The sequence below is a fragment of the Bacteroides sp. NSJ-48 genome, assembly GCF_014287405.1.
Classification (GTDB): Bacteria; Bacteroidota; Bacteroidia; order Bacteroidales; family Bacteroidaceae; genus Bacteroides; species Bacteroides stercoris.
This window is the reverse complement of record NZ_JACOOD010000012.1, coordinates 83,563-98,446: the sequence shown is the minus strand read 5'-3', so window position 1 is coordinate 98,446 and position 14,884 is coordinate 83,563. Positions and strand designations below refer to the sequence as shown.

Here is a 14,884-nt window from a genome sequence, read left to right as displayed (position 1 = left end):
TACAAGCAAACAAACAAAAAATAAGCCCGGAAACAAGGACAGCATTGCATGTAGAAGTTCCCCAGGCTTATGGGGTGAATATCTTATTTCGAATCAGAAGTATCGCCATAACCGTACCCGTAGCCATAGCCGTATTTCTTGCCGTAGCCGTAGTACCTGCCGTACTTGCCGTAGCCGTAATAGTAGCCGTACTTTTTCTTTTTCATGTCCAGGCCGTTGATAACAGTGCACAGACCGGGCAAACGCTTGTTGGCGTACAGCTCGTTGATGAGCTGGTAGTCGTTCTTATGCGTATAGTCGGCACGGCATACGTAAACGCTGATGTCGGCAACGCGTGCTATGAGCTGCGTGTCGGTGACCATGCCGATAGGGGCAGTGTCGAGCACGACATAGTCGTAGTCTTTTTTCAACAGTTCGATGGCATCGTCCAGGGATTTGCGTGCCAACAGTTCCGTGGGATTGGGCGGGATGGCTCCACCGGGTAGTACATGAAGATTGTCCGATACCTCGGAAGGCAGTATCATGGAACGCAAATCGGTACTTTGGGGAGCGGAGAGGAAACTGGTGATTCCCTTTTCCTTGTGGTGTATGCGGAAAACCTTGTTCAATCCCGGCTTGCGGATGTCGAGCCCCACGATGATGACCTTCTTGCCTAATAATGCCAGACTGACAGCTAAATTGGATGCTATGAATGTTTTTCCTTCACCGCTCATGGTAGAGGTGACGAGAATGACTTTTCTGTCCGGGTCGCCCAACATGAAAAGCAGGTTGGTGCGCAGGCTGCGGAAAGTTTCCGCCATGATGTCGTTGTCGTTTTCGCGGACGGCAATGGCGTGCTTGTCTTCCGAATCGTTCAAGGGAACATCGCCGATAATGGAGACATTGGTGAGTCTTTCAACGTCGGCGCGTCCTTCGATGCGGTAGCTCAGCAGGTTCAGTATGTAGATGATGGCAACCGGAATACCGAGACCGAGCACAAATGCCATCATGTAAATTTTTTTGCTTTGGGGAGATACGGGGAAATCATCTGCCAACGCATCATCGATGATTTTGGCGTTGTTGGCGGTGGCGGCAAGTGCAATATTATTTTCCTCGCGTTTCTGCAGCAGCATGAGATAGAGTCCCGCCTTGATTTCCTGCTGGCGCTGGATGCTGACAAAGCGGCGTTCTTGGGCAGGAGCATTGCTGATGCGCCCGGCGTACTTGCCTGCCTGACGGTCGAGGTCGGCTTTGGTGATAAGCAGTCCTTTGCGTACACTGGCGATGGTTGTGAGGATGCCGGCACGCATGTCCTGTATGTTGCTTTCGAGGCGGCGGACAACCGGGTTAGTTTCTGAAGAGGTACGCAACAGACGGTTACGTTCCAGAATCAACGCATTGTATTGGGCGATGAGACCCGATAACGTTTCGTCGTTCAGCCCTACATTGGCAGGAAGAGTGGCGGTTGCATTTTCCGGTTTTTGGATATACTCGGAGAGGTATTGGACCAGATTGAGCTGGGTGCCGTTCTCTACGCAAAGCTTTTCGTAGGCAGACTGTTCGCTAACGGCAAGCTGGGCATCGCTACTGAGGTCGGTAAGTCCTGCTTCGCGTTTGAAACTTTCCAATTCCTGTTCCGTAGTGCCTAATTCCTGATTGATGACAGAGATGCGTTCATCGATGAAGCGGGCGGTGTTCTGCGCCACTTCGTTTTTGTCGTTGTTGGCGTTTTTATTATAGATTTCGACAAGTTTGTTTATGAAGTTCTCACCGCGCTTTTTGTTCGTATTCTTTATCGATACGGTAACAACGGAAGTGGTCTTGCTGGTCGGTTCGATGGATAAGGCACCCCGATACCCTTTGGCTACGGACAGCGGATTGACAATGCTCACATCTACACTGCCGCTACCGGTAATGGGGGTGGTGGGATTGGAAGTAAACGTGAGTGTACCTGCCTCTCCGGACAGAACAGCAGGCAGTTCCGTGAAATGCTTGTTGACGGTATTTCCATTGATGGTTGCCGTTACATCTATCCGGTTACCGGACTGATAGTTGACGGTCAGTAGGATGGGGGCTTTAAGCCGTTCGGCATCTTCGGGCAGAAAATGTACGAGTACTGGAGAAGAACCGTATAAATCGGGCTTCTGGAATCCGCCTTCGCCGGAATAGCTGATGTACAATCCCAATTCGCTGACCACATCTTTGATAAGCGATTTGCTACGAAGAATTTCGATTTCATTATCGATATTCTGAGAAGAAGATATGATACCAAGGTCCTCAAAAGCGCTGAGGTCGTTGCCGGTATTGCCTCCTTTCTTATTATCTTTGATAATCATGGACGCACTTATGTTGTACACGGGAGTAATGGTCTTCAAATAGAGCCAGGCGCATACCAGACAGAAAATGACTGAGGCAATGAACCAGGGCCACCGGATGATGTATCTGAAAAGCATTGCCTGCCAGTTGGTCTTTTCTTCTTTTTCTTCGAACAGGTCGTCGTATGTTTCTTCTTTCACGTCTGTAATTTTTTATTTTTGTTTGTTGAGGTTCAATTTCTCTTATTTTGTAATTGCGATAATAAGACTCGCCAATGATACCAATGAGCCGATAACCGAGAACCAGATGGTGGTACTGCTGCTGATATTGGATGTTTTTGCTTTGGTCTTATTGGGAGTGACATACAGGATGTCATTCTGTTGCAGGTAGTAATAAGGTGATTGCAGAATGTCCTGGTCGTTCAGGTTGAGTGTGACAATTTTCCGCTTGCCGGTATTGTCCTCGCGAATCAGTTTGACATTGTCGCGAATGCCGTAGATAGTCATATCGCCTGCCATGGCAAGGGCTTCGAAAATATTGACCTTTTCGTTGGAAATAGTGAAAGTTCCCGGACTACCAACTTCACCGATAACAGATATTTTGTAATTGATCATGCGTACAGTGACAATGGGCGTTTCACGGAACTGAGACTTGAGTTGATCCTTGATATATTGTTCGGCTTCTCCCTTGGTGAGTCCCCCTAAGTGGATAGTACCCAATACTGGAAATTCCACATTTCCGTTATTGTCTACGAGATACTGCTGTAATGCCGGTTGGGAAGTAAGTGATTGGCTGCCTGTATTGCTGACAGGGGTTGCTATGGTAAGGTTGAACGGTTCTGCCAACGCCGGTTCTTCCGGGCAGCTCACCACGATTGTTAATAAGTCTTTCGGCATGATGCGAGCATCGTACAAGGGCATGTTTCGGGCGCTTGTATCCGCCATGGCAATCTGCTGCAAATCGTCTTGCAAATAAGGTACTTTCTTATAGCTTTGGCATCCTGCCAGCAGCAGAGGTAATAATAAAAATATCAGACTTCTTTTTTTCATGTGTTTTTGATTTTAACTTTCAACTCTCAGCTTTCAACTCGTTTTAGTAAGCTTCTTTTTCTCCTCTAACCGCATTCTTCACGGTTTTGTAGATAATGTACAGGTCGAGCATGAACGTCCAGTGTTCCAGATACCAGATGTCGCGCTCCACACGTCCTTCCATTTGCCAGAGTTCCTTGGTTTCTCCGCGGAAGCCGGTGACTTGCGCCCAACCGGTGATGCCGGGTTTGACAAGGTGGCGTACCATATACTTATCAATCAGCTTGGAGTATTCTTCGGTATGTTTCAGCATGTGCGGGCGGGGACCTACTACGGACATGTCGCCCAACAGAACGTTGATGAACTGCGGCAGTTCGTCGATGCTTGTTTTGCGCATGAAATTGCCCAGACGGGTTTTGCGCGGGTCGTTTAAAGTAGCCTGCACCTTATCGCTGTCCTTGTTGACACGCATGGAACGGAACTTATAGCACCAGAACTCCTTGTTCTCCTCGCCGCTGCGCTTCTGCTTGAAGAAGATAGGTCCGGGCGAGGTTATCTTGATAGCCAGTCCTATTATAATGAAGATGATAGGGAAGATTGTGCATAGGAACAGCAATGAGAATACAATGTCGAACAGGCGTTTTGCCAACCGGTTTTCGGGTTGCGCCAACGGTTCCTGACGAATGTCCAGTACGGGTACGTTTCCTATCAGTTCAAGGTGCATGCGCCGTTTCAGGTAGTTGCGTACGTTGGGCACGCTGTAAAAATGAATCAGGTTGTTTTCGCAGTAGCTGATGATGGGCAGAATCTCTTTGCTATGCGAGGAAGTAAGATCGCAGTACAACTGTTCGGCCTTACTTTTCTTAAGATAAGGGATTACTTCTTGAGGAGTGCCCAGATAGTGGCATTCCTTCGGATAATTGTCGGAAGGATGCTCGGCAAAATAGCCCACTACCTTGAAGCCGGAAGTAGGGTCGGCGGTCATCTCTTCGTAGAGTTCGACCATATTGGAGCCGTCGCCCACGAGTGCGACAGTACGACGGTTGCCTCCCTTGCGGCGGTATATTTTGACGAAATGTCTGAATATGAGTCTGTATGATACAAGCAGTGCAAGGAATGCCGTATAGAATATAACGAGGAAGCGTGTGGATAAACTGCCGAAATGCACCAGCGTGATAAGGCTGATGAATACTACCGCATGGCAGAATGTATTGCGTACGGCACGCATTACGATGTGGTCTGCACGTACGATGCGGCGGTGAAGCACGACTCCTTTGGAATAGTTACATAAGAGATAGACCAAATTCAACAATACCAACAATTGCGGCAGTGAATCGGAGAGAAGGATACGCTGGGTATCTGTGTCCAATACATGGTACAAGGTTATAAAGAGTGCATTGAGAATGCATAAATCACCGGCAATGATGATGCTCTTGATAATTTTGTTGAAACGCAAAATTTGTTTCATGGTCTTCGTAATGTCCTATCAATCATTGAATTTTTGTAAATAAAATAATTGATTTCCCTGTCTTATTTGTTATGATTAATTATGGGTTCTCTTACTTACAAGGTAAGAGATGACCCATTCCCTTACTTACAAGGTAAGAGAACCATTATTCCGTTTGCAAAGGTATGAAAAATATTATCATTACAAACAAAAAAAATATTTATTTTTAAATCTCAAATTCCCATCATAACTACTCATAAAAAGGTATAAAACATATTTTCAAGGTATTAAATATTTACATATTACATTGTATACATCGCTTTTGTTTAACAAAGTTTCAAAAATATCATTTCGCTTCCATGCCTTTATAGAAGAATAAGGGATACAATAGGAAAAGTGCTTTTATGTTATTATAAAAAGCTTTTTTACAGTATTTTATTCATTCTCTTACCTTGTAAGTAAGAGAATGAACTATCTATGAAACAATTTTATATAGCAAGTAATATTAATTTACATGCTATTTTTTATTCTATTCCCCTTTTTTTCTCTTTTTCTTTTTGGCATGGATGGTGGAAATAACCTTCCGGTTGGCTTTGCTCATTGCATTATTGTTAAAAGAAGAGAGGTATACGTGTGTTACCTTTTCGGAACTGTGTCCCAGTCCTTCGCTTATCATGGCGATGGCTACTCCTTCTTCTTTGGCGGTGGTGGCCCAACTGTGGCGTGCCACGTAGGAGGTGAGCGGCACACTCAGGCGCAGCATCTTGGATAGCCGGTGCAGGTGCTGGTTGTAAAGACGCAGAGCGCTTTTGTACTGCCGGTAGCCTTCCGGACCGACCGCTGAGAGTATGGGCAGAAGGTAAGGAGAGGGGGAGTGCTTGTCGGTGTAGCGTCGCAGAATCTCGGCGGCGTACGGTTCGAGGTAGACCGATAGCTGCTGGCGGGTCTTGCGGCGGTAGTAGTAAATGGTGTTGTGCTTCATGTCCGTCTTGCGGAGATGGACCAGGTCGACAAACGGAATGCCTCTCAGGTAGAAGCTGAGTAGGAATAAATCGCGGCTGAAGCGCAGGTTGGGGGAGTGTTCCAGATTCAGTTGCGAGAGACGCCGTATAAGGGCGGGGGAGATGGCGCGTTTGGCGGTAGGCTCGTAGCCGGTGAATACGAAGCGGAACAGTTCGTCGGCAGGTATCGTATCGGGAACGCCTTGCTGGTATGCCTGATTGAATATGGAACGCAACATGCGCATGTAGGCGGAGATGGTATTGTGGCTCCGGCCTTTCTGCAACAGGCTTTCTTCGTATCGTTTTATCATCCCTGCCGTAACTTCCTTGAAGGTAAGGGGGATGTCGCCGGTGAAATTCCGGAAACTGTTGATGGCGCCGGAGTACAGGTTGGCTGTGCCGTAGCGGCCGGCGCTTCTGGCTTCTTCGATTGCGCTTTGCGCAAAAGTGTATATGGTAGTCATAATCTGAATTTTAAGTTGGATAATGAGCTTGATAACAAGCTACCTCAAAAAAAGATTTGAGATAAGACGGGTTTAAGAGCCTGTTTAAATTTTGTTCAGCTTCTTTGGGAAGTTCTTCTTGAAGAAAATTTAAAAGGACTCCATATATAGAAAGGGTAAATTTCTATATGGATTCAGATTATGACCGGTCCGGGCATTCCCGTAAAAATCAGAGTATGCCCGAACGTACCCGGCTTAAGGTTTCGGGAGTCATCAGCAGATAGGAGGCGATGTGAGACAGAGGGGCGCGCTTGATGACTTCCGGCTGCTGCTCCATCAGCTGGCTGTAGCGTTCGCGTGCTGTCTCGAACCGCCAGGAATCGGCTTTGATTTGTGAAACAATAAGGGAATATTCGAGTATCTTGCGATAGAACATATTGATTTCCCACGATATTTCGGTAAGAAGCATCAGCTTGTCATAAGGCAGCAGGTAGACCACGCTGTCTTCGAGCGCTTCAATCATGAGGTGGGTGGGCTCTTTCTTCAGCGTGCTTTCAATGCAGATGACGATGCATCCTTCATAAGAAAAATGTTCGGTGACGTCTTTCCCGTTTTTGTAATAGAACTGGCGCAACATACCTTTGCCAACGAGTACGATATTATGGCTTACCTGTCCCTCTTTCAGTAGAAGTTCGCCTTTTTCCACTTCTCTGCGGACCAGGATTTCTTCCAATTGCCGTCTGCCTTCGGGCGCCATACCGGGATAGCGGGAGTTGACGGTTGCATTCACTGTTTCTTTGAGTAATGTGTCCATAACGGTTATGCAGGTTTGGGTGTCATTTAGCGTGGCAAAGGTAGCAAAAAATATTTGATATGCGTCAAGTTGTTCTCCCTTTCCTTTCCGTATCTTTGCGCGATTTTTATCATAGCGCTTCTACAACAATGATACAGCAGGAGAATCTGAAGAAACGGCTTGCCAGGCTGGCTGCCCCCATTTTCATAGAGACATTATTAATCATGATGCTTGGCGCGGTGGATACCGTTATGCTGAGTCGCCATTCGGACAACAGTGTGGCTGCCGTAGGGGTGGTCAATCAGATTATCATGCTGACTTTCCTGGTGTTTGAGGTGATTAATCTCGGTACTTCTGTACTGTGTTCGCAGTATCTCGGCGCACGGCTGCATAAACAGGTGGTGCAGGTGGTGGGGGTATCCCTTCTGGTGAACTTCGTGGTGGGTGTAGGTATCAGCATGCTGCTGTTCGGGTGTGCGGAGCCTATCCTGCGGCTGATGGGGCTGGGGCCCGAACTGATGCAGGACGGCATGGATTATATGCGTATTGTAGGGGCGTTCGCCTTTTTCCAGGCATTGTCGCTTACTCTTTCCGCTTCGTTGCGCAGCGCCAACAAGGCGGTGTATCCGATGCTGGTGACGGTGGTGGTGAATGTGCTGAATATAATAGGCAACTATTCCTTGATTTTCGGGCGTTTCGGCTTTCCGGAATTGGGAGTGGAGGGGGCGGCCATCTCTACGGCTTTCAGTAGAGGGGTGTCCATGGTGATCCTGTTTGTAATCTTGTTCCGCAAGCATATCCACCGTTTCCCGCCGGCTTACTTCCGTCCGTTCCCTTGGGTGGAGTTGAAGAATCTGATGAAGGTGGGGCTGCCTTCTGCCGGCGAGCAGCTTTCTTACAGTTCGTCGCAGGTGGTGATTACTTATTTCATTAATATGCTGGGAGTGGAAGCGCTTGCCACGCGTACTTATTGTGTCAATATCATCATGTTTGCTTATCTGTTCAGCATTTCCATGGCACAGGGTGGGGCGATATGCATCGGGCATCTGATAGGGGAAAAGAAACCGCGGGCGGCTTTCCTGATGGGGAAATATGTAATGAAGAAATCTGTGATGATAACCGTGATTCTGTCTTGTATTCTTGCTCTTTTCGGGCATGTTATTTTCGGCTGGCTGACGTCCAATGCCGAGATTATAAAGATGGGGGTTACCATTCTGGTTATAGATATTGTGCTGGAGATAGGGCGTCCTGTCAATATCTTCGCGACCAATGCGCTGCGTGCGGCGGGCGATGTGAATTATCCGTTCTATGTGGGGCTGGTAGTGATGTGGAGTGTGGCCGTAGGGCTTGGCTATCTGTTCGGCATTCCGTTGGGTTGGGGCATTTGCGGCATGTGGGTAGCGTTTTTGCTGGACGAGAATATCCGCGGGGCTATTTTTGTGCGCCGTTGGTACAGCATGAAATGGGCAAGCAAGAGTTTTATAAGATAATGCTTAGGGAGGAAAGGCCTGTTTTCTTTATGGGAAGTAAACGGGGTGTGCATCGGTAAAGATAGGGAAACTGAATGAGGATACTCTAAAAGGAGCCTGAGAAAATACTTTTTGAAGAAAAATTAAACAGGGTATTGTGTTTTGAGTGTTAGCGTGTTATCTATTTCCCTGCAAAAATACTGAAAAAAATATGCGGGAAAGATTTGCATAGTCCAAAAGTTTGCCATACATTTGCACCGCATTTGAGAACAAATGTTGGTTACTAAGGAAGTTTGGGTGAGTGGCTGAAACCACCAGTTTGCTAAACTGACGTACGGGTAACCGTACCGGGGGTTCGAATCCCCCAGCTTCCGCAAGGAACTGAAAGCATCGGTCTACAAGAACCGATGCTTTTCTAAAAAAAATGTTGGTGGATTCGTCTAACGGTTAGGACACATGCCTCTCACGCATGCAATACGAGTTCGATTCTCGTATCCACTACAGTAAAATTTGTTTATGCACTCTTAGCTCAGTTGGTAGAGCAACTGACTCTTAATCAGTGGGTCCAGGGTTCGAATCCCTGAGGGTGTACAAATCAGAAATGTAAATTAAAGAAAAACTCTGAAAATCAATGATTTTCGGAGCTTTTCTTTTATGGATTCCTACAAAATATAAATTTACCTTTTCATAATCTTTTTGAAATCCTCGGCAATCTGCTGCCCCATATGGACTATCGCGCTATCGACTTTATGTACCTCTGCCGGTGTGACTGCATCTTTGTAGCGCGCCTTGCCGAGCTTGAACTTCATATCGTCCAGAGTTCCAGATATATTCAGGCCCAGTTTGAACGGAATGGGGGATTTCAGGATGGAGATGTGATAGTCGAACTTCATATCCAGTCCTTGTGTGCCGCCTACCGCCGCTCTGTAACGGTCCATTGATATTTCGAACGGATAGACGGTTACATTTCCGTCTTTGATGCCGATGTTTACGGAAATGCTGTCTATCATGTTTCTCTTCTTGTTTTTGAAGAAGAATTTTTTGGAGATTTCGGCGAAAGTCTCACCGTCCATCAGGACAAGGCTGTCTCCCTTGACATGAATGGCCGACCGCATGGTGGGGATTTTGATGTTCAGGGCGGAGTCCAGGGAAGCGGCGGCAGCCACATTGAAATCGACCGTTCCCTCGAATGAGCGCAACATGGGGACAATCGTGTCCAGGGAAGGGGCGAAGTCTACCAGCTTCCCGATGTTGATGTTGTGCAGCCGGAAGTCGAAACCGGCAAATCCCTCTTCCGGAGATTTTGCCTGATAGACGAGAGTGGTGTTCATGTCGGAACCCATGCCTTTCATGCTGAGCTGCTTCAGGTAGACGGACTGGTTGCGGATGTCCACAGCTCCGCGGACATCGTTGAATGTGACTTTCTCGTAATAGACTTTCCTGAAATCGGTTTGCAGCTCAAAATCCAGGTTCTTGGGGATGACGAACAGCTTTACTTCGGTGGAGACCGTATCGCTTTCCGCAGCCAGCGTATCCGACGGGAGTGATATTGACCGTATCAACTGGTTGCAGTCCAACTGTTCGGACGATACGTCCAGTTTGGCGCGCAGAAGTTTGTGATGTTGCATGGCGCCGTACAGGTCGTGAATCGAACCGGTGGCGGTGATATCGGATTTACCGATGCGCATGGTGGCATTGCGCAGGGTGATGACGCGGTTGTTTACCGTGACGGAAGTTTTCTGCACCTGTATGGGAAGCGCGCATTCCGGGGTGCGGAACGCCATGCGGTGGAAACCGATGATGCCTTTGGGTGTCCACAGCGAATCGCGTACTTTCTCGGCTGTTATTCCGATGCCTGCTTTGTCCATTCCCAGGCGGGCGTCGCCCATGCGGCAGAACAGTGTGTCCGCTTCCAGCGCAAGCCCTATCTGCGGATTGGCAGGGTTGTGTTCTCCGGGTTGCAGCTTGAGGCGGGCGGATGATTTTCCGCAAAAGAGGTCGAGCGAATCCGCCAGGGATACTCTCAACTTGTTCATCTCTATCTTGCATTCCGTCTTGGCAGGGCGCAGCGTGTCTTGGGTAGGATAGGTTCTGATTGCCGCCGTAAAGCTTTCCGTAGCTGAGTTCAGGGCAGGTGAGCGGAGCGTCATATCCTTGATTTCAACACGACCTCCGAGCCATTCGTTGCCGGCAAAGTCCAGCGTAGCGTTGCTTGTGAACTCGAAATTCTTTTGGGTATGGTGCAGCACGAGTTTGTCCGTTCTGATTTTGCCTTGCATCTTTACCCGTCCCCAATCCTGTTTCTTGAGGGTGGACAGGCGGCAGCGCAGTTTCAGGTCGGTATTCATCTTTCCCTCCATGCCGATGCCTTCCTGAAGAGGGAAAATCTGCGCCAGCGTATTCAGGTCGACGGTGGAGCGGGTATGAAAGGTGATGTCCGGGTCGGTGAGCAGGTTGTCCACTTTCATATCGGCCAATATGTCGGTGTCGGCTCCTTTGAACTGGAAGATTTTCAGGTTCAGGCAGGAGGGGGTATTCCGCATGAGGTCTATCCGGGCGGAAAAGTCGGCGTTTACCTTGTCTATGCCGTAAGGCAGTCCGGCGTATCTGGCGAAAGCGTCTTTTATCCTGATGTCCAGCGTGGCAAGGGGCATCTTCTGCTTACCGTACATGCCTTTCAGCGTGCCGATGAAACTTACTTCTCCTCCTGCCGATACTTCCGCCTTTTTCAGGATGCTCTCCGGAATCATGTGCAGTACGGTTTCCAGTGAGGGGGTGTGCAGCCCGTATTGTAAATCGACGTCGAGCGCTTGGGCTGCGGTGTCGCGGCGCACGGTTCCTTTTACTCCCAATTTCGTACCGTTGATGTCAATCATGGCATCGTGCAGGAGCAGGGAGTGCCGGGTGGTATTCAGTTCAAGGTCGGTGCGCAGGTGGGTGGCGATGCGGTTTGCCATCAACTGTCCGTCTTGCCAGAAGAGAAGGTTCTTGTTGCGGAAATCTACCGCCAGCATGGAATGCCCTTTCTTCATATTGGCTTTCAGGGTAAGGTCTGTGTCCCATAGGTTGGCGAAAATGCGTGTGTCGCGGTCGTCCATGGTTACTGTGGCGTGCTTGATGGAAATTTGTCGGATGTCGAGCTCGTTGATGTTCATGGCGTCTCCGGCAGGTGAAGAGGCGGACTGTACCGTATCCGGAACGGTGATGTCCCAGTTGGCAATGCCGTCTTTGTTTTTATAGGCATAGATATCGGCATGTTCCAGTGCCAGGCGGTGGATGCTGATTTTCTGTTGCCGCAGGTAGTCCATGGGGTTGACCACCGCTACGGCCTTTTTGAATGATACCAGGGTGTCGGTCCGTTGCCACAGCGTGTCGCGGATGGCTTTGGAAACCAGGGTTCCGTCGGTCAGTTGCACTCCGAAGCGGGGGAATGTTGAGAAAAAGGTAAGCTCCACGCTTTTCATGTCCAGCTTGGCATTCAGGTTGCGGTTGGCGGCTTCCAATACTATGGGAGTCAGCTTCTCGGAAGTGAATATGAAGTTCAGGACTACGGCAATCAGTATGCCTGCAACGGCTGTGAGTGCTCCCAGTATGATACCGGACAGTTTGAGTATTTTCTTGGTTTGGCTTTTCATTTTGTAATTCGTTCTGTAAATATTGGGCAAGGAGTGGCTTCCTTTCCTTAATCACATGCAAAGTTATAACTGTAATTTGATAAAGCCGTAAGCCGATATTGTTAAAAAATGATTAAAGGACTTTATGGATGATTTTTCCGCCATAATGAATAATTGAGTTCTTTTTTTATGTTAAAGCGTGAATAAATGCTGCTTAAATTTTATATTTGTACCGTTGGTATCCGGTTATGTTGCCTTATATATAAGGTATATCGGGATGCCTTAAGTTTAATCTAATAAATTGATGTTATGAAAAAGTACATTGCAGAAATGCTGGGAACCATGGTTCTCGTTCTTATGGGCTGCGGCACGGCAGTCAGTCTGTCGTGCACATCGGCCGACCCTAATCTGGCGGCCACGGTAATAGGTACGGCGCTTGCTTTCGGATTGTCGGTGGTGGCTATGGCCTATACTATCGGTGGCGTTTCGGGCTGCCACATTAATCCGGCGATAACGCTCGGTTGCCTGCTTTCCGGCCGTATGAGCGGAAAGGATGCCGGCATGTATATGCTGTTTCAGGTAATAGGAGCTATTTTAGGTTCTGCCGTTCTTTGGGTGCTGACTTCCAATGCGGGTGTGAGCGGAACAGGCGCCAATGCCTGCCAGGAAGGAGTTTCCGTAACGGGCGCCCTGCTGGCCGAGATTGTGTTTACATTTGTGTTTGTACTGGTGGTATTGGGCACTACCGATGCCAAGAAGGGCGCCGGTAATTTTGCCGGACTTGCCATAGGTCTCTCTTTGGTACTTGTACATTTGGCCTGCATCCGTTATACCGGTACTTCGGTTAATCCGGCTCGCAGTATAGGCCCTGCGCTCTTTCAGGGTGGAGAGGCTTTGAGCCAGTTGTGGATTTTCATTGTAGGCCCGTTTATCGGTGCGGTGCTGAGTGCCGGGGCATGGAAGATAGTTGCCGGCGGAAAGGAATGAGCCGGTGCCTGGCCTGAACCGGGCCGCTGATATTTGAAGAGGATATTTAAAGAGGATGTTTCCCGATTGCGGCAGAACGCAGTGTTTGGGGAACATCCTCTGTTTTTTTACTCTTTCGACTGGTGTACGGTGAGTTGCGGGAACGGGAATCCGATACCTTCTTCATTGAATGTCTGGTAGACGATTTCGTTGATATCGTACAGTACACTCCAGTAGTCGGCGCTTTTTACCCATACGCGTACCGTGATATCGACGCTGCTTGCGCTCAGTGAACCTAAGACGATGAGAGGAGCGGGGGTGTCCAATATGCGGCTGTCTGCATTGATGATGCGTTGCAGCACGGCTCTTACTCGCTTCACATCCTCGCCGTACTCTACGCCGAACACCCATTCGACACGGCGCTTGTCCTGCTTGCTGTAATTGGTGACGGCATTGCCGCTGAGGCTTCCGTTGGGCACATAAATCATACGGTTGTCGAGGGTGGACAGTATGGTGTGGAAAATCTGTATTTCCTTTATCGTGCCGCTTACTCCCGGTCCGTCTATGTAGTCTCCTACCTTGAACGGCTTGAAAATCAGTATAATCAGCCCGCCGGCAAAGTTGGAAAGGTTTCCGGAAAGCGCCATACCTACAGCCACACCTGCGGATGCAAGCAGCGCCGCAAAGCTGGTGGTTTCCACACCGAGCTTGCCGATGATGGCAAAGGCAAGAATCATATTCAGCAGAATCTTTATCAGACTCTTCAGGAAGGTCTGTACGCTGGTTTCAATCTTCCGCTTTTCGAGTATTCTGGCTACCAACACGCTTATCTGCCTGATGATGAAACGTCCGATTACATAGATTAAAATGGCGATTAATATGTCCTTGCCGGCATCCATTCCAAAATCTATCAGTTTTTCCAATGTCTGTTCGAGTTTCCCACCGGCGGCGGGAGTGTTCAATAAAAGTAAATTCATTTCTTTTTCCTTATAAATAAAATAACATTATAAAATAGGTGTATATTCAGCATGCAAAGATAAGCAAAATCCGGGCGGTTGTGGCGTATGAAATATATAATGCGTATTATTTCCTAAATAGAATTAAAACATTAATTTTGCCGAATATTACACTCTAACTTAAATAAATTAATAAAAAATGAACGTATGAAAAAAGTATTAACTTTATTCGGATTGCTTTTTGTGCTGTTGGGTAGTGCCCATGCACAGAAAGGAAAACAGGCGATAGGTTTTGGCCTGAGTTACGGAACGGAAATCGAAAGTATCGGGTTGGGTATCAAGTATCAGTACAATATTACCAATCCTATCCGTATAGAGCCGTCTTTCAACTATTTCTTCGAGAATGACAATGTAAGCATGCTGGATTTGAACGTGAATTTTCACTATCTGTTTCCGGTGGCCAAGAGCGTTAAGCTTTATCCGTTGTTCGGTTTGACATTGTCCAACTGGATGTTCGACATGCACGACTTTGATATTGATATGGACGAAGGCCATGTGCATATCGACGATAACGGCAATCATAACGAATGCCGGTTCGGTGTAAATCTGGGAGCGGGAGCGGAATTTGCACTGCCTCGTAACTGGGCGATGAATTTTGAGTTCAGATACCAGCTGGTAAGCGATTTCGACCAGGGGGTTATCAATATAGGAGCTGCATACAGATTCTAAGGGAGCAGCGTATATTTTCGGGCACGGATTACACGGAATTCACGGAAATACAAATTACACGGAAAACACGGATTTTCTTTATTCTTCTTCCGTGTAATCCGTGCCTGAAAAAAATATCATGTGCATTTTGCACGTCCTCTTAT

Annotated in this window: 10 protein-coding genes and 3 tRNA genes; 6 read left to right on the top strand and 7 right to left on the bottom strand. The window is 47.9% G+C overall.

The features are described 5' to 3' along the window. Positions 1–83: 83 nt before the first annotated feature. The 5 genes from H8S52_RS07955 to H8S52_RS07935 all read right to left on the bottom strand — a co-directional run bounded on the left by H8S52_RS07955 (position 84) and on the right by H8S52_RS07935 (position 7,028). Positions 84–2,495, bottom strand: a complete 2,412-nt coding sequence (locus H8S52_RS07955) for a polysaccharide biosynthesis tyrosine autokinase (protein ID WP_186909586.1) — start codon at positions 2,493–2,495, stop codon at positions 84–86. A gap of 42 nt (positions 2,496–2,537) precedes the next feature. Next, positions 2,538–3,344, bottom strand: a complete 807-nt coding sequence (locus tag H8S52_RS07950) for a polysaccharide biosynthesis/export family protein (protein WP_186909585.1) — start codon at positions 3,342–3,344, stop codon at positions 2,538–2,540. Between the two features lie 43 nt (positions 3,345–3,387). Beyond that, on the bottom strand, positions 3,388–4,791 hold the full coding sequence (locus H8S52_RS07945; RefSeq protein ID WP_186909584.1) for an undecaprenyl-phosphate glucose phosphotransferase: 1,404 nt from the start codon (positions 4,789–4,791) through the stop codon (positions 3,388–3,390). Positions 4,792–5,299: 508 nt separating this feature from the next. Continuing rightward, positions 5,300–6,235, bottom strand: coding sequence for a site-specific integrase (locus H8S52_RS07940; RefSeq protein WP_186909583.1), 936 nt, complete (start codon positions 6,233–6,235; stop codon positions 5,300–5,302). A gap of 208 nt (positions 6,236–6,443) precedes the next feature. Continuing rightward, positions 6,444–7,028 (bottom strand): Crp/Fnr family transcriptional regulator, encoded by a 585-nt coding sequence (locus tag H8S52_RS07935; protein WP_117899388.1) that lies wholly within the window; start codon positions 7,026–7,028, stop codon positions 6,444–6,446. 128 nt (positions 7,029–7,156) lie between these two features. Between H8S52_RS07935 and H8S52_RS07930 the strand changes: the two genes are divergently transcribed. The 4 genes from H8S52_RS07930 to H8S52_RS07915 all read left to right on the top strand — a co-directional run bounded on the left by H8S52_RS07930 (position 7,157) and on the right by H8S52_RS07915 (position 9,067). Beyond that, a complete protein-coding gene (locus tag H8S52_RS07930) occupies positions 7,157–8,497 on the top strand; it encodes an MATE family efflux transporter (protein ID WP_186909598.1) in 1,341 nt (446 codons plus the stop codon). A gap of 266 nt (positions 8,498–8,763) precedes the next feature. Beyond that, positions 8,764–8,850: transfer RNA gene (locus tag H8S52_RS07925), tRNA-Ser, on the top strand. Positions 8,851–8,905: 55 nt separating this feature from the next. Continuing rightward, positions 8,906–8,977: transfer RNA gene (locus H8S52_RS07920), tRNA-Glu, on the top strand. Positions 8,978–8,994: 17 nt separating this feature from the next. Next, positions 8,995–9,067 (top strand) — tRNA-Lys (locus H8S52_RS07915). Between the two features lie 86 nt (positions 9,068–9,153). Here the strand turns inward: H8S52_RS07915 and H8S52_RS07910 are convergent. Then, the gene (locus tag H8S52_RS07910; RefSeq protein ID WP_186909582.1) at positions 9,154–12,111 is read right to left on the bottom strand and encodes an AsmA-like C-terminal region-containing protein; all 2,958 of its coding nucleotides are present in this window, start codon (positions 12,109–12,111) and stop codon (positions 9,154–9,156) included. Between the two features lie 288 nt (positions 12,112–12,399). Between H8S52_RS07910 and H8S52_RS07905 the strand changes: the two genes are divergently transcribed. Beyond that, on the top strand, positions 12,400–13,077 hold the full coding sequence (locus H8S52_RS07905; RefSeq protein WP_117858442.1) for an MIP family channel protein: 678 nt from the start codon (positions 12,400–12,402) through the stop codon (positions 13,075–13,077). 107 nt (positions 13,078–13,184) lie between these two features. Here the strand turns inward: H8S52_RS07905 and H8S52_RS07900 are convergent, their stop codons facing one another. Next, positions 13,185–14,033, bottom strand: a complete 849-nt coding sequence (locus H8S52_RS07900; protein ID WP_186909581.1) for a mechanosensitive ion channel family protein — start codon at positions 14,031–14,033, stop codon at positions 13,185–13,187. Between the two features lie 186 nt (positions 14,034–14,219). Between H8S52_RS07900 and H8S52_RS07895 the strand changes: the two genes are divergently transcribed. After that, positions 14,220–14,741 (top strand): porin family protein, encoded by a 522-nt coding sequence (locus tag H8S52_RS07895; RefSeq protein ID WP_005655236.1) that lies wholly within the window; start codon positions 14,220–14,222, stop codon positions 14,739–14,741. The last annotated feature ends 143 nt before the right edge of the window (positions 14,742–14,884 follow it).